Here is a 19,746-nt window from a genome sequence, read left to right as displayed (position 1 = left end):
CGCCTGCGCCACGTCGCCCAACCGCTGCGACGACAGCTTCAGCGCTTCAGGCTCGCGCAAGGGTCGCGCCGAGGTGCGGCCAGAGGCTTGGCACCGCGCTCCTTGGCGCGCGCGATCATCTGCTCGTGGTGCTGCGCCTGATAGGTCTTGCACTCGTCGTAGTTGGTCATCGAGCGCATGCGGGTCTGGTGCTCGGTGCGTTCCTGCGGGGTCATCATCGTCCAGCCCGGAGTGTTGTCCCCACTCCAACGATTCATCGGGCCGCGCCCGCCACCCGGGCCCATGCCCATCCCCATGCCCATGCCGGGGGCACTCGCTGCCGGGCCGGGACCGGGGCCCGACGCCGCGCCGGTCTGCGCGAAGACGCCGCCGGCCGACAGGCAGGCAGCCAGGACAATCAATTGAGCGAGCTTCATAAAGGCCTCCAGGGCGAAACCATTGATGAGACGTTTATACCCGGCGACGTATAGTTCTCCGATGACCTGCCGCAAGCGAGCGCAGGGAACTTTCTGGAGTTCGCCGTGACATCGCAAACATCTGCCTTTGCAGACGCCGCCGCCACCTGGGACCAGCGCTTCGCCACCGACGAATTCATCTTCGGCCAGCAGCCCAATGAGTACCTGCGCGCGCAGGCGGCGCTGCTGCGGCCGGGAAGCCGGGCGTTGTGCGTGGCCGATGGCGAGGGCCGCAACAGTGTGTGGCTGGCGCGCCAGGGCCTGAAGGTCGATGCCTTCGACATCTCCGCGGTGGGCGTCGCCAAGGCGCGCCGGCTGGCTGCGCAGGCGGGCGTGACGGTCGACTACGCCGTCGCCGATGGCGACGCGCTGGCCTGGCCGCGCGAAGCCTACGACCTGGTCGCGGCGATCTTCATCCAGTTCGCCGATCCGCCGATGCGCGCGCGCCTGTTCGCGCACATGGTCGACACCTTGCGCCCGGGCGGGCTGCTGGTGCTGCAGGGCTACCGGCCCGAACAACTGGCGAACAAGACCGGCGGCCCGCCGCGAGAGTCGCACATGTACACCGAGGCGATGCTGCGCGAGTCGTTCGCCGGGATGGAGATCCTCGAACTTCGCAGCTACGAGGCCGAACTCACCGAGGGCACGCAGCACCGCGGCCGCTCGGCGCTGATCGGCATCGTCGCGCGCAAGCGCTGAGCCGCTCGCCGACTCAGCGGCCGGCGTCGTTGAGCTTCCAGTCGTAGTCGAGGAAGCCGATGCCGGCCTGGCCGGCGCGGATGCGCTCGCGATCTGCCGGCGCATCGGCCAGCACGTCGGCGTAACGCGCCAGGAAGGCGGGCAGCGAGGCAATGCCGCGGTGGCCGAGGCGGAAGTCCTCGCCGAACCAGTCGAAGATCTTCGACACCTGCAGCCGGCCGCCGGCGGCGTCGAAACGGTTGCGCGTGCGGTCGCTCATGAAGCGCAGCGCCTGCTCATCGAGCTGGGCGTCCAGCCGCGCCGCGTCGAAGGCCTCCTCGCGCAGCGCCGGGCAGCCGATGCTCGCGCAGTTGACGGCGAAGTGCACGCGCGGGTCGTCGTAGCGGCCGCGCTGGCGCAGCATCGCGTGCTCGATGTCGTCGAGCGAGACCTTGCCGCCCAGCAGCGGCACCCATTTCGGCTTCCACGGGCTCTGCAGCAGCGAGCCGAGGTCCTTGATCGACTCGAGCTTGGGCCAGCGCGTGAGGATCAGCTCGACGGTGAAGCCGTTGTAGGCGTTGATCAGGAAGGCCATCTGCTGGGCCTTGCTGAAGGCGGCGAAGCTGCTTTCGCCGACCGCCGACAGGCTGTCGAGATAGGCCTTCAGCGCGCCGCGATCGGCCGCCATGCCGGCGTAGCGGACCTGCGAGGCCTGCCCGCCGCGCAGCGGCACCACATGCTTGCGCAGCAGCGCCGTCCAGGCGGCGTGGCCGTGGTCGAAAGCCTGCGCTCGCGCGGCAGGCAGCAGCAAGGCAGCGGCCGAGGCCAGCAGCAAGCGGCGGCGGTGGGTCGACGGTGTCATGGGGGCCGGGCTCCTGAAGCGGTGCACGGCGTCAGCCCTTCTTCGCTTTCGCCGCGGCCACGTCCTTGGCCAGTTGCTCGCCGTTCTTGTAGTGCGGCACGCGGAACACCAGCCGCTTGCTGCGCTGCCAGATGCTGTTGCTGCCTGCGACTTCCTCGGCCCAGTACTGGTTGGCGAGCTTCAGGTTGGCGGCGACGTCGAGCTCGAAGGCGTCCTTGCTGCCCTGGCCGCCGAAGACGTAGAGCTTGCCGTCGATCATGCGCCAGGTGTCGGCGTCTCCGCCCCAGGGGATGCCGTAGACGATGCCGTTGGCGCAGTAGCCGCCATATTGCGGCAGGTACTTCTGCGGCGCGGCGTCGAACAGCGCCTTGTGCTCGGCGTTGGCGAAGCGGAAGGTCACTGCCTCGTGCACGCTCTTGAACTGCGGGTTGCCCTGCACGTAACGGTTCTGGGTGAAATAGGCCACCACGTCGGCGCCCTTGAGCATGACGCGATCGTCGCCGCCTTCGGCGACGGCATTGACCGGCTTCAGCGCGCTGGACGGGTTCTGTGCCGTCATCGCCGAACAGCCGCCCAGCGAGGCCAGGGCCAGCGGGGCCAGGCAGGCCAGCAGCGCCCAGCGGCGCAGCAGTCGGGTGAAGGTGGAAGTCATGTCAGGAGGCTCCGAGAGGGGGGGTGAATCGGTTGCGCCAGTCGGCGGCCGGGGCGGCTGCCGGTGCGTGTTCGCCGGGGTGGTCGAAGTAGGGGGCGGGCCAGCCGAACAGCGCGCTGGCGCGCTCGGCCTGGTGGTGCAGCTCGTCGCGGTCGGCCGCGCCCAGGTGCACGATGGCGTAGCGGTGGCTGCCGGTCCACTTGAAGTCGCGTGCCAGCGAATGGCCCTGCTTGGGGAAGCCGAACAGCAGGCCCTGCGGATGCTGCGCGGCGAAGCGCGAGCGGGCCGCCGCGTCGGGCTGCGGCGGCGATGCAAGCAGCGGGTCGAAGGTCCGGTACACCAGGCTTGCCGCCACGCCGGCCGTCGGCTCGCAGCGCGGTACGAGCTCGGGCGCTTCGCCCCTCGCCAGCGCCACCGCCATGGCGTGCGCATCCACGCCCTGCACGCGCCGGTACAGGTCGGCGAACTGCGAGGCCAGCCGCGGGTTGCACTCGATCACGGTGAGCCGGTCGCTGGCCGCGTCGTGGAAGAACTCGAGGTTGAAGAAGCCATGCCGGTAGCCGATGGCGCCGAGGAAGCGGCGCGCCACGTCCAGCGCGCGCTTCTGCACGGCATCGCTCGCGCGGCTCGGGTGTTCCCAGCGCATGAAGGCCTGGGTGCCTGGGTACATGATGGCGTCGACCACGCCCAGCGCATGCACCTGGCCGTCCTGCACCCAGCCGTCGAGGTTGTACTGCGAGGCGTGTGCCGGCGCCGGCTCCTCCAGCAACATGCGATGTGCGCTGCCGGCCTGCGGCAGCCGCGCCCTGCACACGCGTTCGAAGGGCTCCACGAGGCGCCGGATCACCCACAGCTCGCGTCGGCCGAAGCGGGTGTGCGCCTGCAGTTCGGCGCGGCTGTCGACGCGGCGCGCGAGCACCGAGAACGCTGCCTTCACCGGCTTGACGAAGCTGGGGTACGGCAGGCCCTCGGGAATCGGCTCGCCGTACTGCGTGGGCAGTTCCCGGCTGGCCACGTTGGCCTCGGGGGCCACCTTCTGCAACACCTGTCGTGCGTGCAGCTTGTGCTGCGCCGCCATCACCGACTCGGGTGTGGCGCCAGGCAGCCCCAGCCGCTCGGCGACCAGCGCGGCGGCCAATGCGCCGAACTGCTCGTGGTGAGAGAGCACGCCCTGCCAGCCCATTCGCCGGCCACGGGCGGCCTGCCTTTCTGCAAAGCGTTCGAGGTCGAAGCCGACCAGCGCGGCATTGCTCGGGAACGAAAACAGGTCGAAGCCGGCATGGTCGAATCGCGCCAGGCCAGCGTCGCGCTCGATCGCCTCCAGCGCGAGGCGATCCCAGTCGTAGGCGAACAGCCAGCCGACACGCGGCACCGGCGTCATCCGCCTGCCCCCGCGCCGCGGCGCTGCATCCAGTGCCGGCCGGTCAGCGTGATGGCGAGCATCAGCGTGGCCGCGCCGGCCAGCGTGGCCCAGTCGGGCGAACCGGTCTGCAGTGTGCCCACCAGGCTGAGGCCGGCCCACACATAGGGCACGCTGCCGATCGTCAGCCCGGCGAAGCTGGGCCACAGGAAACCGCGCATCGACAGCCGGCTCAGGCCGAGCAGAGGGTTGAGCAGCGGGTAGGGCACGACAGGAACCAGGCGCAGCCAGAACACCCACGGCCAGCCGTGGCGGGAGACTGCCAGGTCGAGCACGCGCAGCCGATGGCCGAAGCGTCGCTCCACACGATCGCGTGCCAGGTGCCTCGCCGTGAGAAAGGACAGCAGCGCTCCCAGCGTGGACGCGGCGCCGACGATCAGCGTGCCGCCCACGGCGCCGTAGCAGCTGCCGGCGAACAGGCACAGCGGTGCGCAGCCGGGCAAGGTGAAGGCCGCCAGCACGGTGAACAGTGCCACGAAGCCGATCGCGAACAGCCACGGCGACTCGCCCTGCCAGGCCAGCCCCTGCGCATGCTGGTCAAGCCACCATTCGCGCTGCGTGAGATCAGGCACGCTGCCGGTGAGCAAGCCGGCCACGGCAAGCCCCAGCGCGAGCACGACCACGGCAAACAACGAGTGGGTGGTGGACCAGCGCATCAAGGCGTGATTGTCGATGGGTCAGTTGAAGGAGGGGTCGGGGTTCGGCCCCGGCACTGTATCCGCGTTGCGCTGCTAGAGTCGGACCGAGGGCCGCAGGGGCCCGGCACCCCCCGTCTACGATGCAGACCCCGACTTTCATCCAGCTTCACCGGATCGACGACCGTGCGATGGCCGACGAGGCGGCTGCCGGCCTGCTCGCGGCGCAGGCCCACGTGTCGCCGAAGTTCTTCTACGACCCGCTGGGCTCGCGGCTGTTCGACGCCATCACCGAGCTGCAGGAGTACTACCCGACCCGCACCGAGGCCGAGATCTTCGCGGTGCACGGCGCGGCGATGGCCGAGGCCGCGCGCGACGCCACAGGCGCCGGCCCGGTGATGGTCGACCTGGGTGCAGGCAACTGCGCCAAGGCGGCACGCCTGTTCGGCCGCCTGGAGCCGCGGCGTTACGTGGCGGTCGACATCTCGGTGGATTTCCTGCGCGACTCGCTTCAGCACCTGCAGCGCGAGCACCCGGCGATGCAGATGGTCGGCGTGGGCCTGGACTTCTCGGCGCAACTGCAACTGCCCGAACGGCTGGTCGACGGCCGCGGCCTCGTGTTCTATCCCGGCTCCTCGATCGGCAATTTCTCGCCTGCGCAAGCACTGCGCTTGCTGCGCGACGCGCGGGCCACGGCGGCTGGCGGCGCCTTGCTGATCGGCGTCGATCTGGTCAAGCCGGTGGCCACGCTGGAGGCCGCCTACGATGACGAACTCGGCGTGACCGCAGCCTTCAACCTCAACCTGCTGAATCACCTCAACCGCCTCCTCGGTGCCGATTTCCGCGTGCGTGACTGGCAACACGTCGCCCACTTCGATACGGTGCATTCGCGCATCCAGATGCATCTGCAGGCGCGGCACGCCGTGACAGTGCACTGGAACGGCGGACGCCGAGAGTTCGCCGCCGGCGAGCGCATCCACACCGAGAACTCGGCCAAGTGGGCGGTGGCGGATTTCGAGGACTTGCTGCGCGAGGCCGGCTTCGGCGCCGTGCGCCACTGGACCGATCCGCAGGGCTGGTTCGCGGTGTTCCTCGCCGCGGGCTGACTCGCGCATCACGGCGCACAGGTCCGGAACCCGGCCGGCACGTCGTTGCGGAACGCGGGGAAGTAGTTGCGATAGCGCGGATGGCGCAAGCGCGGCTGCGTCATGAACGAGGCACCGCGCAGCACCGGCCTGCCGTCGAACCAGGGCGCAGAGTAGTCGCGGTAGGGGTGTGCGGCAAAGCCGGGGAAGGGCTGGAACGGGCTGGCCGTCCATTCCCACACGTCGCCCCAGCGGAACGCCTCGGGCCGGGTCAAGGCTGCGCGCTCCCATTCGGCCTCGCCGGGCAGGCGGCGCCCGGCCCAGCGGCACCAGGCCAGCGCTTCGTGCTGCGTGAGATGGCAGGCTGCTTCGGCGAGGTCGAGCGCCAACCAGCGGCCGTGTCGCCAGTGCTGCCAGGTGCCATCGATCTGGCGCAGGTATCGCGGCGCGGCGACGTGGTGCTCTGCAAGCCAGCGCTGGCCGGCATCGTTCCACCAGCGCGCGTCACCGTAGCCGCCGGCCTCGACGAAGGGCAGGTACTCGGCCCAGCGCACGGCTTGCGCATCGATGGCGCTGGCCGACACCTCGACCTCGTGCGCGGCGAGCTCGTTGTCGAAGGCGAAGCCGCGCCGCGCTTCGCTGCCGAGCTTCCAGCGCCCGGCGGGCAGGCGGATCGGCGGCGGCGGGGCGGGCAGGGCGGTGGCCTGCCAGCGCGGATCGTCGATCGCGATGCCCAGCGACTGCGCCATGTAGAGCGCCGCCTCGTGGTGCATGTCTTCGTGCAGCAGGGCGAGGCGGTAGAAATACAGCGAATCGTCGTCGCCAGCGTCGACGCCGCCCAGCAGCGCCAGCGTCGAATCCAGTTGACGCACCAGCTCGTCGCGGGTGCGCTGCGCATCGGGCAGCGGCAGCGACCAGCGTGAGTCGTGCGGCACGCGGCTGGAGTTGTAGAGCGCATCGGCGTCGGGGCGCAGCGGCCGGCCGCGCGGTGCGTCGGGGTCGGCGGCCGCACCGTGGCCGCGGAGCGGATTGCGCACCAGCCAGTACTCCTGGAACCAGCCGATGTGGCCCAGTTCCCACAGCGGCGGGTTCAGCTCGCCCCGTCTTGGCACGTCCAGGCCCGGCAGCGCCTGCTCGTACAACGCGAAGGTCGCCAGCGTATCGCGCCGGCTGGCTTGCAGCGCCTGGGCGACGACATCGGCATTTCCCTCTCGGGCCAGACGTGCCACTGGCGTTAGGCTTGCGACGTGCATCGTGAATCCATCGTGATCGTGACCCCGGCGCTGGCGGACGCCAACAACGGCAACTGGCAGACCGCGCAGCGTTGGTCGCGTTTGCTGCGTCCAGCTTACAACGTTGCCTTGACGGGCCAGTGGCGCGGCGGCGACGAAGCGTTGATGATCGCGTTGCACGCCCGCCGCTCGGCGGCTTCGGTGAGAGCCTGGCGCGCCGCGCACCCGCAGCGGCCGCTGGTGCTGGTGCTCACCGGCACCGACCTGTACCGCGACATCGACAGCGATGCCGACGCGCAAGGCTCGCTTCAGCGCGCCGACCGCCTCGTGGTGCTCAATGAACTGGGTTGCGAACGGCTGCCGCTGGACTTGCGCGAGCGCTGCCGCGTGGTGCTGCAGTCCTGCCCGGCGCGTCGCGTGCTGCCGCGAACGATGCGCCATCTGCGCGCCCTGATGGTGGGCCACCTGCGCGAGGAGAAGGATCCGCGCTCCTACCTGCGTGCCGCCGAGCGGCTGGCCTCGCGCAGCGACATCCTGCTCGACCATGTCGGCGCGGCGCTCGACCCGGCGCTGGGCGCGCTGGCGCAGGCGCGCGCCGCAGCGCAGTCCAACTACCGCTGGCTCGGCGCGCTGCCGCACGCGGCCACCCGGCGGCGCATCCAGGCGGCCCATGTGCTGGTACACCCGAGCCGGATGGAAGGCGGGGCGCACGTGGTCATCGAGGCCGTGCGCAGCGGCACGCCGGTGCTGGCCTCGCGCATCGACGGCAACCTGGGCCTGCTCGGAGAAGACTACGACGGCTACTTTTCGCCCGGCGACGACGCAGCACTGGCGACCCTGCTGGAGCGCGCCCGCGACGATGCCGATATGCTGCCGGCTTTGACGCGCCAGGTGGCGCAACGCGCGCCGCTGTTCTCGCCGCAGGCCGAACGCGACACGCTGCACCGCCTGCTGGCCGAACTGACAGAACGCACCGACCCCGGAGACCGACGATGAACGCACCCGAAAAACCCGCCGAACCCCGCCTGACCTCGCTGTCGCACGGCGGCGGCTGCGGCTGCAAGATCGCCCCGGGCCTGCTCTCCGAGATCCTCAAGGGCACGGCCGCGATGCCGATCCCGAAAGAGCTGCTGGTGGGCATCGAGACCGCCGACGACGCGGCCGTCTACCAGCTCAACGACGAGCAGGCGCTGATCGCGACGACGGACTTCTTCATGCCCATCGTCGACGACCCGCACGATTTCGGCCGCATCGCCGCCACCAATGCCATCAGCGATGTCTACGCCATGGGCGGCCGCCCGATCATGGCGCTGGCGCTGGTGGGCATGCCGATCAACGTGCTGTCCACGCAGACCATCGGCCGCATCCTCGAAGGCGGCGCCTCGGTGTGCCGCGCCGCGGGCATCCCGATCGCCGGCGGCCACACCATCGATTCCGTCGAGGCGATCTACGGCCTCGTGGCGCTGGGGCTGGTGCATCCGAAGCACGTCAAGCGAAATGCCGATGCGCAGCCGGGCGACCTGCTCGTGCTCGGCAAGCCGCTGGGCGTGGGCGTGATGTCGGCGGCGCTGAAGAAGGGTGAATTGGGCGACGCTGGCTACGCCCGCATGATCGAGACCACCACCAAGCTCAACACGCCCGGCCCCGAGCTCGCCGCGCTGCCCGGCGTGCACGCGCTGACCGACGTCACCGGCTTCGGCCTGGCCGGCCACGCGCTGGAGATGGCCCGCGGGGCGCGCTGCGAAGTGCACCTGGACTGGGCCGCCGTGCCGCTGATGAGTGGCGTGCGCGAACTCGCTGCGCAGGGCTTTGTCACAGGCGCTTCGGGGCGCAACTGGGCGGGTTATGGCAGCGATGTGAGTCTGCCGGCGAACTTCGCCGCCGAAGACCGCGCGCTGCTTACCGACCCGCAGACCAGCGGCGGCCTGCTGGTGGCCTGCACGCCCGCATCGCTCGATGCGGTGCTCGCCACCTTCCAGCGCCACGGCTTCGCACAGGCCGCTGTGGTGGGCGGCGTGACTGCCGCCAGCGGAGCGCCGAGGCTGGTCGTCGCCTGACAGCGAGCCTGCGCGGCGGCCGCGATGACACCGCCATGAGCCGCCTGGGCGACCTCGGCGACCTCACCGCGCTCGACGCCGATGCGCTGTCGACGGCGATCCATGCGCGCCGCGTGTCGTGCCGCGAGGTGATGGGCGCGTACCTTGAGCGCATCCACCGGCTCAACCCGCGGCTGAACGCCATCGTCAACCTGGCACCCGATGAGGTGCTGCTGCGCCAGGCCGACGAGCGCGATGCCGAGCTCGAGCAGGGCCGTTCACGCGGCTGGCTGCACGGCATCCCGCAGGCGATCAAGGACGCCTCGCCGGTGACCGGCTTCCCGAACACGCTGGGCAGTCCGCTGCTCGCCGATGCGCTGCCGGCGCGCGACAGCGTGATGGCCGCGCGAATGAAAGCCGCCGGCTGCATCGTCGTGGGCAAGACCAACCTGCCCGAGTTCGGCCTGGGCTCGCACACCTTCAACGAACTGTTCGGCGCCACGCCGAACGCCTGGGACCCGGCGGTCAGCGCCGGCGGCAGCAGCGGCGGCGCTGCGGTGTCGCTCGCACAGCGGCTGCTGCCGGTGGCCGATGGCTCGGACTTCATGGGCTCGCTGCGCAACCCGGCGGCCTGGGCCAACATCTTCGGCCTGCGCCCGAGCCAGGGCCGCGTGCCGTACTGGCCAGCGGCCGACACCTGGGTCAGCCAGCTCGGCACCGAGGGGCCGATGGCGCGCACGGTGAAGGACCTCGCGAAACTGCTGTCCATCCAGGCCGGCCATGACCCGCGGGCGCCGCTGTCGATCGCCGAGGGGCCGCAGGACTTCCAGGCCGCGGCCGACCCGGCCACGCTGCGCGGCCTGCGCATTGCCTGGCTCGGCGATCTCGGCGGCCACCTGGCGATGGAGCCGGGGCTGCTCGACGTGGCCGAAGCCGCGCTGGCGCGCTTCGCCGCGGCCGGCGCGCAGGTCGAGCCCACGGCCTTGGGCTTCGACGCAGAGCGGCTCTGGGATGCCTGGCTGGTGTGGCGCCGGGCACTCGTCGGTGCGCGGATCAGGGCGTTGCTGGGGCGGCCCGGTGCGCGCGAACGCATCAAGCCCGAGGCGCTGTGGGAATACGACCAGGGCGCGACGCTGAGCTTCACCGAGTTCATGCGCGCCAGCGAAGTCCGCACGGCATTCCATGCGCGCATGCTCGAACTCTTCGAGCGCTTCGACGTGCTCGCCCTGCCGGTCACGCAGGTGTGGCCATTCCCGATCGGGCAGCGCTGGCCGACGCACGTCGCCGGCCGCGAGATGGACACCTACCACCGCTGGATGGAGTCGACGATCTACGCCACTTTCGCCGGCGCGCCGGGCATCAGCGTTCCGGCCGGCTTTCATGCCAACGGGCGCTGGCCCGCCGGCCTGCAGCTGATCGCGAAGCCGCAGGCCGACGCGGCCCTGCTGCGCGTGGCCGCGGCCTACGAATCGCTGATCGGCGGGCTGCTGTCGCTGCGGCCGCCGGAGCCGGCGGGCTGAACCGTGCCCGAGGACGAAGCGGTCGCCTGCCGGACGTAGTGGTTGAAGCGGTAGCCGACGCCACCGGCGGTGACATGCGGCTCGGAGGAAGTCTGCCTGAACTGGGCGCGCGGCCAGTCCGGGAAGAAGACATCGCCGTCGAGTTCGGCGTCGATCTCGGTGAGCACCAGTTCGTCGGCTTGCGGCAGCGCCAGCGCATAGAGCTCGGCGCCACCGATCACGAAGACGCGGGCGGCATCGGCTGCGATCTGCAGGGCCTCGTCGATCGAGCCAGCGCGCAGCGCACCTTCCGCCGACCACTGCGCGTTGCGTGTGACGACGATGTTGCGCCGCCCCGGCAGCGGGCGAAAACGCGGCGGCAGCGAGTCCCATGTCTTGCGGCCCATGATCACCGGGCAGCCCAGCGTCACGCGGCGGAAGTGCTTCTGGTCTTCGCTCTCGTGGAAGACCAGATCGCTGCCGCGGCCGATGACGCGATTGCGGGGCACGGCGGCGATCAGGGCGAGGATGGGGCGGCTCATGCCGCCGATTGTCGCAGCGGCGTGCGCCGGCTCAGGCCAGCGCTGCGGCTTCGCGGCCGGCTTCGAGGTGCTTGTGCATCAGTGCGCGCGCCCGCTCGGCATTGCGGGCTTTCAGCGCCGCCATGATCAGCCGGTGCTCCCTCAGCGAGGCCTCGAGGCGGCCTTGCTTGAACAGCGACTGGCGGCGGTTGAGCTTCATCACCTTGCGCAGGTCGGCCACCACCTGGATGCGCCAGCGGTTGTCGGCGATCTCGAGCAGGCGCAAGTGGAAGCGCTCGTTGGCGGCGAAGAAGCGGTCGCGGTCGTCGATGGCCGATTCGAGCTCGTCGTGGATCGCCAGCAACTCGGTGATCTCGGCCGGCGTGGCCTTCTGCGCGGCGATGCGCGCCGCGTCGCTTTCCAGCAGCGCGAGAAGGTGGAAGACCTCGGCCAGATCACGCTCGGACACCTCGGTGACGTAGGCGCCGCGGCGCAGCTTCATCGTCACGAGGCCTTCGGCGGCCAGCACCTTGAGCGCCTCGCGCAGCGGCGTGCGACTGATGCCGTACTCGGCGGCCAGCGCCTGCTCGTCGATCCAGCTGCCCGGCGCCAGCGTGTGGGCGAGGATGCGCGTGCGCAGCTGCTCGGCCACCTGTTCGTACAGCGCGCGCGTACCCAGGCGGCCGCTCGCGCGCGGCTGGCCCGCGGCGAGAACGGGGAGGTCGGGGTGCAGCGCGGGCATGGTGGCGGGTGGCGAAAGCTGGCTGAAAGCCAAGGCACTGAAGATATAATTCAATTTTGAATTATGGCCAAGCGCGGCGTTTCCGTCCACCCCTGCAAAGCGCAGAGTGTGAGCAGCGGTGAGCCAAGCCCGAGGAGATGAACATGTCCAACGACCCCGTCCGCGCGTCCGAAGCCCTGGCCCAGTGGCACAAGGCGGCCGCCAAATCGGCCCCCGCGGGCCAGGTCGAGGCGCTGAACTGGGTCACGCCCGAGGGCATCGTCGTCAAGCCGGTCTACACGGCGGCGGACCTGAAGTCGCTGCACTACACCGACACCTTGCCCGGCTTCGCGCCTTATGTGCGCGGCCCGCAGGCCACGATGTACGCGGTGCGACCGTGGACGATCCGCCAGTACGCCGGCTTCTCCACCGCCGAAGCCTCGAACGACTTCTATCGCAAGGCATTGGCTGCCGGCGGGCAAGGCGTGAGCGTCGCCTTCGACCTGGCGACGCATCGCGGCTACGACAGCGACCACCCGCGCGTCACCGGCGACGTCGGCAAGGCCGGCGTGGCGATCGACTCGGTGGAGGACATGAAGATCCTGTTCGACGGCATCCCGCTCGACAAGGTCAGCGTGTCGATGACGATGAACGGCGCCGTGCTGCCGGTGCTGGCCGGCTACGTGGTGGCGGCGGAGGAGCAGGGCGTCGCGCAGGACCAGCTGAGCGGGACCATCCAGAACGACATCCTCAAGGAGTTCATGGTCCGCAACACCTACATCTATCCGCCCGAGCCGAGCATGCGGATCATCGGCGACATCATCGAGTACACGGCCAAGAAGATGCCGAAGTTCAACTCGATCTCGATCTCCGGGTACCACATGCAGGAGGCGGGCGCGAACCAGGCGCTGGAGCTCGCCTTCACGCTGGCCGACGGCAAGGAGTACGTGAAGACGGCGCTGGCCAAGGGGCTGGACGTCGACGAGTTCGCCGGGCGCCTCTCCTTCTTCTGGGCCATCGGCATGAACTTCTATCTCGAAGTGGCCAAGATGCGCGCGGCGCGGCTGCTGTGGTGGAAGATCATGAAGGAGTTCGCGCCCAAGAACCCGAAGAGCCTGATGCTTCGCACGCACTGCCAGACCTCGGGCTGGAGCCTCACCGAGCAGGACCCGTACAACAACGTCGTGCGCACCACCATCGAGGCGATGGCGGCGGTGTTCGGCGGCACGCAGAGCCTGCACACCAACGCGCTCGACGAAGCCATCGCGCTTCCCACCGAGTTCAGCGCGCGCATCGCGCGCAACACGCAGCTGATCATCCAGGAAGAGACCCACATCACGAACGTCATCGACCCCTGGGCCGGCAGCTACATGATGGAGAAGCTCACGCAGGACATGGCCGATGCCGCCTGGGCGATCATCGAGGAAGTCGATGCGATGGGCGGCATGGTCAAGGCGGTCGACTCCGGCTGGGCGAAGCTGAAGATCGAGGCCAGCGCGGCCGAGAAGCAGGCGCGCATCGACTCGGGCCGCGACGTCATCGTCGGCGTCAACAAGTACAAGCTCGCCAAGGAAGACGCCATCGAGACGCTCGAGGTCGACAACCACGCGGTGCGCGAGAATCAGGTCAAGCGCCTGCAGTCGGTGCGCGCCAAGCGCGATGCCGCCAAGGTGAAGGCCGCGCTTGACGCGCTGAGCGCCTGTGCCGAGACTGGTCATGGAAACCTGCTCGACCTGAGCATCCAGGCGGTGCGCCTGCGTGCCACGGTGGGCGAGGTGTCGGATGCCTTGGAAAAGGCCTGGGGGCGCCACCGCGCCGATACGCAGAAGGTGACCGGTGTGTACGCAGCCGCCTACGACAGTGCCGAGGGCTGGGACAAGCTGAAGGCCGAGATCGCCGATTTCGCCGAGAGCCAGGGCCGCCGGCCGCGCGTGATGATCGCCAAGCTCGGCCAGGACGGCCACGACCGCGGCGCGAAGGTCGTCGCCACGGCCTTCGCCGACCTGGGTTTCGACGTCGACATGGGGCCACTGTTCCAGACCGCCGAGGAATGCGCGCGCCAGGCGATCGAGAACGACGTGCATGCGGTGGGTGTGTCCACGCTGGCCGCTGGCCACAAGACGCTGGTGCCGGCGATCATCCAGAGCCTGAAGGCGCAGGGCGCCGACGACATCATCGTCTTCGTCGGCGGCGTGATCCCGCGCCAGGACTACGACTTCCTGTACGAATCCGGCGTGAAGGGCATCTACGGCCCGGGCACGCCGATCCCGGCGAGCGCGAAGGACGTGCTCGAGCAGATCAAGAAGAACCTCCCCAAGAAGGCCTGAGCCCGTGAGCCTGCCGGCCCCCGATCAGGCCTTGATGGAGGGCGTGCGCCGCCGCGAGCGGCGTGCGCTGGCCAAGGCCATCACACTGCTCGAATCGACGCGCGCCGACCACCGCGCGCGCGCCGATGCGCTGCTCAATGCGCTGCTGCCGCACACGGGCCGGGCGATCCGCCTGGGCATCTCCGGCGTGCCGGGCGTGGGCAAGTCGACCTTCATCGAGGCACTGGGCCTGTTCCTCATCGCCCAGGGCCACCGCGTGGCGGTGCTGGCGATCGACCCGTCGTCGAGCGTGTCCGGCGGCTCCATCCTCGGCGACAAGACGCGCATGGAGCTCCTCTCGGTCAACGAGGCCGCCTACATCCGCCCGAGCCCCGCCAGTGGCACGCTCGGCGGCGTGGCCGAGAAGACGCGCGAGGCCATGCTGGTGTGCGAGGCCGCGGGGTACGACGTGGTGATCGTCGAGACGGTGGGCGTCGGCCAGAGCGAGACCGCGGTGGCCAGCATGACCGACATGTTCGTGCTGCTGCAGCTTCCCAACGCCGGCGACGACCTGCAGGCCATCAAGAAAGGCGTGATGGAGCTGGCCGACCTGGTCGTCATCAACAAGGCCGACCTCGACGCCGCCGCCGCCACGCGAGCGCAGGCGCAGATCACCAGCGCGCTGCGCGTCTTCAACTTTCACGGCCACCCGGCGCAATCCGGCGACCGCTGGCAGCCGCAGGTGATGCAGATCAGCGCGCTGAAGGCGCAGGGCGTCGATGCTTTCTGGACCATGGTGCAGAACTTCCATGCCAAGCGGCGCGCCGGCGGCGAATTCGATGCCCGGCGCCAGCAGCAGTCGCTGGCCTGGATGTGGGACAGCGTGCATGCCGGCCTGCGTGCCGACTTCGACCACCACCCCGCGGTGCGCCAGGCGCTGCCGCAGATCCTGCGCGACGTCGTCGACGCGCGCATCGCCCCTTCCGCGGCCGCGCGCGCGCTGCTGAACCTGTTCGAACATCCCAAGCACTGAGGAGACACGAGACCATGCACGACATCATCCAGCAGCTCGAGGAACGGCGCGCCAAGGCGCGTCTGGGCGGCGGCGAGAAGCGCATCGCCGCGCAGCACGGCAAGGGCAAGCTCACCGCGCGCGAGCGGCTCGAACTGCTGCTCGACGAGGGCACCTTCGAGGAATGGGACATGTTCGTCGAGCACCGCTGCGTCGACTTCGGCATGGCCGACAACAAGATCCCGGGCGACGGCGTCGTCACCGGCTACGGGATGATCAACGGCCGCCTGGTGTTCGTCTTCAGCCAGGACTTCACCGTCTTCGGCGGCGCGCTGAGTGAAGCGCATGCCGAAAAGATCTGCAAGGTGATGGACCAGGCGATGAAGGTCGGCGCGCCGGTGATCGGCCTGAACGACTCGGGCGGTGCGCGCATCCAGGAAGGCGTGGCCTCGCTCGGCGGTTATGCCGAGGTGTTCCAGCGCAACGTGATGGCCAGCGGCGTGGTGCCGCAGATCAGCATGATCATGGGGCCGTGTGCCGGCGGCGCGGTGTACTCGCCGGCGATGACCGACTTCATCTTCATGGTGAAGGACAGCTCCTACATGTTCGTCACCGGCCCGGAAGTCGTGAAGACGGTGACGCACGAAGAGGTGACGGCCGAGGAACTCGGCGGCGCCGGCACCCACACCACGCGCAGCGGCGTGGCCGACCTGGCCTTCGAGAACGACGTCGACGCGCTGCTCATGCTGCGGCGCCTGTACAACTACCTGCCGCTGAACAACCGCGAGAAGCCGCCGGTGCGCCGCAGCGACGATCCCGCCGAGCGGCTGGACATGTCGCTCGACACGCTCGTGCCCGACAACCCGAACAAGCCCTACGACATGAAGGAGCTGATCGCCAAGACGGTGGACGACGGCGACTTCTTCGAACTGCAGCCCGACTACGCCAAGAACATCGTCATCGGCCTGGCGCGCATGGAAGGCCAGACGGTGGGCATCGTCGCCAACCAGCCGCTGGTGCTGGCCGGCTGCCTGGACATCAAGAGCTCGATCAAGGCGGCGCGCTTCGTGCGCTTCTGCGATGCCTTCAACATCCCGGTGCTGACCTTCGTCGACGTGCCCGGCTTCATGCCCGGCACCAGCCAGGAGTACGGCGGCATCATCAAGCACGGCGCCAAGCTGCTCTACGCGTATGCGGAATGCACGGTGCCGAAGATCACCGTCATCACGCGCAAGGCCTACGGCGGCGCCTACGACGTGATGAGCTCCAAGCACCTGCGCGGCGACGTCAACTTCGCCTGGCCGAACGCCGAGATCGCGGTGATGGGCGCCAAGGGCGCGGTGGAGATCATCTTCCGCGAGGACAAGGGCGACCCGGCCAAGCTGGCCTCGAAAGAGGCCGAGTACAAGGCGCGCTTCGCGAACCCCTTCGTGGCCGGCGCGCGCGGCTACATCGACGACGTGATCCAGCCGCACGAGACGCGCAAGCGCATCTGTCGCAGCCTCGTGATGCTGGCCAACAAGAAAACCGAGAACCCGTGGCGCAAGCACGGGAACATCCCGCTGTGAGGACGGAGGAGACACCCACCATGTTCAAGAAGATCCTCATTGCGAATCGCGGCGAGATCGCCTGCCGCGTCATCAAGACGGCCAGGAAGATGGGCATTGCCACCGTCGCCGTCTACTCCGAGGCCGATCGCGATGCGCGCCACGTCGAACTGGCCGACGAGTCGGTGTTCATCGGCGCGGCGCCCAGCCGCGAGAGTTATCTGGTGATGGACAAGATCATCGCCGCCTGCAAGCAGACCGGTGCGCAGGCCGTGCATCCGGGCTACGGCTTCCTCTCGGAGAACGAGGAGTTCGCGCGCCGCGTCGAGGAGGAGGGCATCACCTTCATCGGCCCGAAGCACGCCTCGATCGCCGCGATGGGCGACAAGATCGCGTCCAAGAAGCTGGCGATGGCCGCCAAGGTCAACACCATCCCCGGCTACAACGACGTGATCGAGACGCCCGAGTCGGCGGTGAAGATCGCCAAGGACATCGGCTACCCGGTGATGATCAAGGCCAGCGCCGGCGGTGGTGGCAAGGGCCTGCGCGTGGCCTTCAACGACAAGGAGGCCTTCGAGGGCTTCAGCTCCTGCCGCAACGAGGCAAAGAACAGCTTCGGCGACGACCGCGTGTTCATCGAGAAGTTCGTCGAGGAGCCGCGCCACATCGAGATCCAGGTGCTCGGCGACGCGCACGGCAACTGCGTCTACCTGCACGAGCGCGAGTGCTCGATCCAGCGCCGGCACCAGAAGGTGATCGAGGAGGCGCCGTCGCCTTTCATCAGCGAGGCCACGCGCAAGGCGATGGGCGAGCAGGCCGTGGCGTTGGCGAAGGCGGTGAACTACCAGAGCGCGGGCACGGTGGAGTTCGTGGTCGGCAAGGATCAGAGCTTCTACTTCCTCGAGATGAACACCCGGCTGCAGGTGGAGCACCCGGTCACCGAGTCGATCACCGGGCTGGACCTGGTGGAGCAGATGATCCGCGTCGCCGCCGGCGAGAAGCTGCGCTTCACGCAGGCGCAGATCCCGCGCCGCGGTTGGGCGATGGAGTGCCGCATCAATGCGGAGGACCCGTTCCGCAACTTCCTGCCCTCCACCGGCCGCCTGGTGAAGTACCAGCCGCCGGTGCAGACCATGGAATCGGCGATGCCGGTGCCCGAAGGCGGCGGCGTGCGCGTGGACACCGGCGTGTACGAGGGCGGCGAGATCCCGATGTACTACGACTCGATGATCGCCAAGCTGATCGTGCACGGCCTGGACCGCGACGACGCGATCCGCAAGATGCGCGAGGCGCTCAACGCCTTCGTGATCCGCGGCGTGTCGAGCAACATCCCCTTCCAGTCGGCGCTGCTGGCGCACCCGAAGTTCGTCGCGGGCGACTTCAACACCGGCTTCATCGCCGAGAACTACCCGAAGGGCTTCTCGGCCGCGCTGGTGCCGCACGACGACCCGGGTTTCCTGATCCTGCTCGCCGCGGCGGCGCACCGGCGCATGCGCGAGCGTGCTTCGCGCATCACCGGGCAGTTGCCTGGCCATGAACTGCAGGTGGGCGAGGACTTCGTCGTCGTGCTGGCCGATGAGCAAGGCCAGCGCCGCCAGACGCCGGTGCGCGTGACCGACGGCGACGGCAGCTACCGCGTCACCCTCGGCGGCAAGACCTCGAAGCTGCGCTTCGCCGGCCCGCTGCGCGACATCGCCGTCAGCGGCGAGATCGACGGCCGACCGTTCTTCGCGCAGATCGAGCGCATCGGGCTGCACTACCGCATCGTCCACAACGGCCTGCAGGTCAACGCGCGCGTGCTGTCGGCGCGCGCCGCCGAACTGGAGGCGCTGATGCCCTTCAAGGCGCCGCCCGACCTGTCGCGCTTCCTGCTCTCGCCGATGCCTGGGCTGCTGGTCGACGTGACCGTGCAGCCCGGCCAGGCGGTGCGCGCCGGCGAGAAGCTGGCCGTGATCGAGGCGATGAAGATGGAGAACATCCTCGTCGCGCAGCAGGACGGCGTGGTCGCCAAGGTGTCGGCGAGCAAGGGCGAGAGCCTCGCGGTCGACCAGATCATCCTGGAGTTCCAATGAGCGGGCGTCCGTTCAAGGTGCTGGGCATCCAGCAGGTGGCCATCGGCGGCCTGAGCAAGGAGCGGTTGAAGACGCTGTGGGTCGACAAGCTCGGCCTCAAGGTCACCGGCACCTTCCGCTCCGAGCGCGAGAACGTCGACGAGGACATCTGTGCGATGGGTGCGGGGCCGTTCAAGGTCGAGGTCGACCTGATGCAGCCGCTGGACCCGGACAAGAAGCCCGCCGTGCACGCCACGCCGCTGAACCACATCGGCCTGTGGATCGACGATCTGCCCAAGGCCGTCGAGTGGCTGGGTGCCAATGGCGTGCGCTTCGCGCCTGGCGGTATCCGCAAGGGTGCGGCCGGCTTCGACATCTGCTTCATGCACCCGAAGGGCAGCGAAGAGTTCCCGATCGGCGGCGAGGGCGTCCTGATCGAACTGGTGCAGGCGCCGCCGGAGGTCATTGCGGCCTTCGCTACCATCGCCGGATGACCATTCGAGAAATCCTCAAGATGGGCGACCCGCGGCTGCTGCGCGTCGCCAAGCCGGTACAGGCCTTCGACACGCCGGAGCTGCACGCGCTGATCCGCGACATGTTCGAGACCATGCGCGCCGCCGAAGGCGCCGGCCTGGCGGCGCCGCAGATCGGCGTGGATCTGGCGCTGGTGATCTTTGGCTTCACCACCAACCGCCGCTACCCGGACCGCGAGCCGGTGCCCGAGACGGTGCTGCTCAACCCGAGCATCGAGCCGCTGTCCGACGAAGAGGACGAAGGCTGGGAGGGCTGCCTCTCGGTGCCGGGCCTGCGCGCGGTGGTGCCGCGCTTCGCACGCATTCGCTACACCGGCTTCGACCCGAAAGGCCAGCGCATCGAGCGCGAGGCCGAGGGCTTCCATGCCCGCGTCGTGCAGCACGAATGCGACCACCTCATCGGCAAGCTCTATCCGATGCGGGTGCGCGATTTCAGCCGTTTCGGCTATACCAGCGTGCTGTTCCCCGGCCTGGACGCGGCGGAAGACGACTGAACGCTGC

Annotated in this window: 19 protein-coding genes; 11 read left to right on the top strand and 8 right to left on the bottom strand. The window is 69.3% G+C overall.

Annotated features, from left to right (window positions below):
- Positions 1 to 38: 38 nt before the first annotated feature.
- Positions 39 to 491: a hypothetical protein gene (locus tag HZ992_RS11285; protein WP_209386725.1), complete on the bottom strand. Its 453-nt coding sequence runs from the start codon at positions 489 to 491 to the stop codon at positions 39 to 41.
- 30 nt (positions 492 to 521) lie between these two features.
- Here HZ992_RS11285 and HZ992_RS11280 point away from each other — a divergent pair, with 30 nt between their 5' ends.
- Entirely contained in the window at positions 522 to 1,154 is a 633-nt protein-coding gene (locus HZ992_RS11280) for a class I SAM-dependent methyltransferase (protein ID WP_209386724.1), read from the top strand.
- Positions 1,155 to 1,167: 13 nt separating this feature from the next.
- On the opposite strand, the gene HZ992_RS11275 is transcribed toward HZ992_RS11280, so the two are convergent.
- Genes HZ992_RS11275 through HZ992_RS11260 form a run of 4 tightly spaced genes read right to left on the bottom strand, consistent with a single transcriptional unit; the run spans position 1,168 to position 4,723 of the window.
- Entirely contained in the window at positions 1,168 to 1,995 is an 828-nt protein-coding gene (locus tag HZ992_RS11275) for a DUF547 domain-containing protein (protein WP_209386723.1), read from the bottom strand.
- Between the two features lie 31 nt (positions 1,996 to 2,026).
- Positions 2,027 to 2,647, bottom strand: coding sequence for a YHS domain-containing (seleno)protein (locus HZ992_RS11270; protein WP_209386722.1), 621 nt, complete (start codon positions 2,645 to 2,647; stop codon positions 2,027 to 2,029).
- A 1-nt stretch (position 2,648) separates the two neighbouring features.
- The gene (locus HZ992_RS11265; protein WP_209386721.1) at positions 2,649 to 4,028 is read right to left on the bottom strand and encodes an ATP-grasp domain-containing protein; all 1,380 of its coding nucleotides are present in this window, start codon (positions 4,026 to 4,028) and stop codon (positions 2,649 to 2,651) included.
- A complete protein-coding gene (locus tag HZ992_RS11260) occupies positions 4,025 to 4,723 on the bottom strand; it encodes a TVP38/TMEM64 family protein (RefSeq protein WP_245213487.1) in 699 nt (232 codons plus the stop codon). The genes HZ992_RS11265 and HZ992_RS11260 overlap by 4 nt, the downstream gene beginning before the upstream one ends.
- Positions 4,724 to 4,845: 122 nt before the next feature.
- On the opposite strand from HZ992_RS11260, the gene egtD reads away from it, so the two are divergent.
- The gene (gene egtD / locus HZ992_RS11255) at positions 4,846 to 5,808 is read left to right on the top strand and encodes an L-histidine N(alpha)-methyltransferase (protein ID WP_209386719.1); all 963 of its coding nucleotides are present in this window, start codon (positions 4,846 to 4,848) and stop codon (positions 5,806 to 5,808) included.
- Between the two features lie 8 nt (positions 5,809 to 5,816).
- On the opposite strand, the gene senA is transcribed toward egtD, so the two are convergent.
- Positions 5,817 to 7,016, bottom strand: a complete 1,200-nt coding sequence (gene senA, locus HZ992_RS11250; RefSeq protein WP_245213435.1) for a selenoneine synthase SenA — start codon at positions 7,014 to 7,016, stop codon at positions 5,817 to 5,819.
- A gap of 18 nt (positions 7,017 to 7,034) precedes the next feature.
- On the opposite strand from senA, the gene senB reads away from it, so the two are divergent.
- From senB to HZ992_RS11235, 3 genes are read left to right on the top strand one after another with little or no spacing between them, the layout of a single operon-like run.
- Entirely contained in the window at positions 7,035 to 8,015 is a 981-nt protein-coding gene (gene senB / locus HZ992_RS11245) for a selenoneine biosynthesis selenosugar synthase SenB (protein ID WP_209386717.1), read from the top strand.
- Positions 8,012 to 9,076 (top strand): selenide, water dikinase SelD, encoded by a 1,065-nt coding sequence (gene selD, locus HZ992_RS11240; RefSeq protein WP_209386716.1) that lies wholly within the window; start codon positions 8,012 to 8,014, stop codon positions 9,074 to 9,076. Before senB ends, selD begins: the two co-directional genes overlap by 4 nt.
- A gap of 35 nt (positions 9,077 to 9,111) precedes the next feature.
- The gene (locus tag HZ992_RS11235; protein WP_209386715.1) at positions 9,112 to 10,575 is read left to right on the top strand and encodes an amidase; all 1,464 of its coding nucleotides are present in this window, start codon (positions 9,112 to 9,114) and stop codon (positions 10,573 to 10,575) included.
- Here the strand turns inward: HZ992_RS11235 and HZ992_RS11230 are convergent.
- Both HZ992_RS11230 and HZ992_RS11225 read right to left on the bottom strand, forming a co-directional pair.
- The gene (locus HZ992_RS11230) at positions 10,518 to 11,096 is read right to left on the bottom strand and encodes a dihydrofolate reductase (RefSeq protein WP_209386714.1); all 579 of its coding nucleotides are present in this window, start codon (positions 11,094 to 11,096) and stop codon (positions 10,518 to 10,520) included. The genes HZ992_RS11235 and HZ992_RS11230 overlap by 58 nt on opposite strands.
- Positions 11,097 to 11,127: 31 nt before the next feature.
- On the bottom strand, positions 11,128 to 11,817 hold the full coding sequence (locus HZ992_RS11225; protein WP_209386713.1) for a GntR family transcriptional regulator: 690 nt from the start codon (positions 11,815 to 11,817) through the stop codon (positions 11,128 to 11,130).
- A 143-nt stretch (positions 11,818 to 11,960) separates the two neighbouring features.
- Between HZ992_RS11225 and scpA the strand changes: the two genes are divergently transcribed.
- From scpA to def, 6 genes are read left to right on the top strand one after another with little or no spacing between them, the layout of a single operon-like run.
- Positions 11,961 to 14,123 carry a methylmalonyl-CoA mutase gene (gene scpA / locus HZ992_RS11220; RefSeq protein WP_371816810.1) on the top strand — a complete coding sequence of 721 codons (2,163 nt, stop codon included), beginning with the start codon at positions 11,961 to 11,963 and terminating at the stop codon, positions 14,121 to 14,123.
- A 34-nt stretch (positions 14,124 to 14,157) separates the two neighbouring features.
- The gene (meaB, locus tag HZ992_RS11215) at positions 14,158 to 15,135 is read left to right on the top strand and encodes a methylmalonyl Co-A mutase-associated GTPase MeaB (protein ID WP_209387138.1); all 978 of its coding nucleotides are present in this window, start codon (positions 14,158 to 14,160) and stop codon (positions 15,133 to 15,135) included.
- 14 nt (positions 15,136 to 15,149) lie between these two features.
- The gene (locus HZ992_RS11210) at positions 15,150 to 16,682 is read left to right on the top strand and encodes an acyl-CoA carboxylase subunit beta (RefSeq protein WP_209386711.1); all 1,533 of its coding nucleotides are present in this window, start codon (positions 15,150 to 15,152) and stop codon (positions 16,680 to 16,682) included.
- A 20-nt stretch (positions 16,683 to 16,702) separates the two neighbouring features.
- A complete protein-coding gene (gene accC, locus HZ992_RS11205) occupies positions 16,703 to 18,733 on the top strand; it encodes an acetyl-CoA carboxylase biotin carboxylase subunit (protein ID WP_209386710.1) in 2,031 nt (676 codons plus the stop codon).
- Positions 18,730 to 19,206, top strand: a complete 477-nt coding sequence (locus HZ992_RS11200) for a VOC family protein (protein ID WP_209386709.1) — start codon at positions 18,730 to 18,732, stop codon at positions 19,204 to 19,206. The genes accC and HZ992_RS11200 overlap by 4 nt, the downstream gene beginning before the upstream one ends.
- The gene (gene def, locus HZ992_RS11195; protein ID WP_209386708.1) at positions 19,203 to 19,739 is read left to right on the top strand and encodes a peptide deformylase; all 537 of its coding nucleotides are present in this window, start codon (positions 19,203 to 19,205) and stop codon (positions 19,737 to 19,739) included. The genes HZ992_RS11200 and def overlap by 4 nt, the downstream gene beginning before the upstream one ends.
- Positions 19,740 to 19,746 lie beyond the last annotated feature (7 nt).

The organism is Rhizobacter sp. AJA081-3 (genome assembly GCF_017795745.1).
Classification (GTDB): Bacteria; Pseudomonadota; Gammaproteobacteria; order Burkholderiales; family Burkholderiaceae_C; genus Piscinibacter.
This window is presented reverse-complemented; position numbering and strand designations above follow the sequence as displayed.

What these genes read in the sequence shown, in the direction of transcription:
- HZ992_RS11275 (WP_209386723.1), bottom strand. Translation starts at nt 1,995, where the DNA reads ATGACACCGTCGACCCACCGCCGCCGCTTGCTGCTGGCCTCGGCCGCT.
- HZ992_RS11270 (WP_209386722.1), bottom strand. Translation starts at nt 2,647, where the DNA reads ATGACTTCCACCTTCACCCGACTGCTGCGCCGCTGGGCGCTGCTGGCC.
- HZ992_RS11265 (WP_209386721.1), bottom strand. Translation starts at nt 4,028, where the DNA reads ATGACGCCGGTGCCGCGTGTCGGCTGGCTGTTCGCCTACGACTGGGAT.
- HZ992_RS11260 (WP_245213487.1), bottom strand. Translation starts at nt 4,723, where the DNA reads ATGCGCTGGTCCACCACCCACTCGTTGTTTGCCGTGGTCGTGCTCGCG.
- egtD (WP_209386719.1), top strand. Translation starts at nt 4,846, where the DNA reads ATGCAGACCCCGACTTTCATCCAGCTTCACCGGATCGACGACCGTGCG.
- selD (WP_209386716.1), top strand. Translation starts at nt 8,012, where the DNA reads ATGAACGCACCCGAAAAACCCGCCGAACCCCGCCTGACCTCGCTGTCG.
- HZ992_RS11235 (WP_209386715.1), top strand. Translation starts at nt 9,112, where the DNA reads ATGAGCCGCCTGGGCGACCTCGGCGACCTCACCGCGCTCGACGCCGAT.
- HZ992_RS11230 (WP_209386714.1), bottom strand. Translation starts at nt 11,096, where the DNA reads ATGAGCCGCCCCATCCTCGCCCTGATCGCCGCCGTGCCCCGCAATCGC.
- HZ992_RS11225 (WP_209386713.1), bottom strand. Translation starts at nt 11,817, where the DNA reads ATGCCCGCGCTGCACCCCGACCTCCCCGTTCTCGCCGCGGGCCAGCCG.
- scpA (WP_371816810.1), top strand. Translation starts at nt 11,961, where the DNA reads ATGTCCAACGACCCCGTCCGCGCGTCCGAAGCCCTGGCCCAGTGGCAC.
- meaB (WP_209387138.1), top strand. Translation starts at nt 14,158, where the DNA reads ATGGAGGGCGTGCGCCGCCGCGAGCGGCGTGCGCTGGCCAAGGCCATC.
- HZ992_RS11210 (WP_209386711.1), top strand. Translation starts at nt 15,150, where the DNA reads ATGCACGACATCATCCAGCAGCTCGAGGAACGGCGCGCCAAGGCGCGT.
- accC (WP_209386710.1), top strand. Translation starts at nt 16,703, where the DNA reads ATGTTCAAGAAGATCCTCATTGCGAATCGCGGCGAGATCGCCTGCCGC.
- HZ992_RS11200 (WP_209386709.1), top strand. Translation starts at nt 18,730, where the DNA reads ATGAGCGGGCGTCCGTTCAAGGTGCTGGGCATCCAGCAGGTGGCCATC.
- def (WP_209386708.1), top strand. Translation starts at nt 19,203, where the DNA reads ATGACCATTCGAGAAATCCTCAAGATGGGCGACCCGCGGCTGCTGCGC.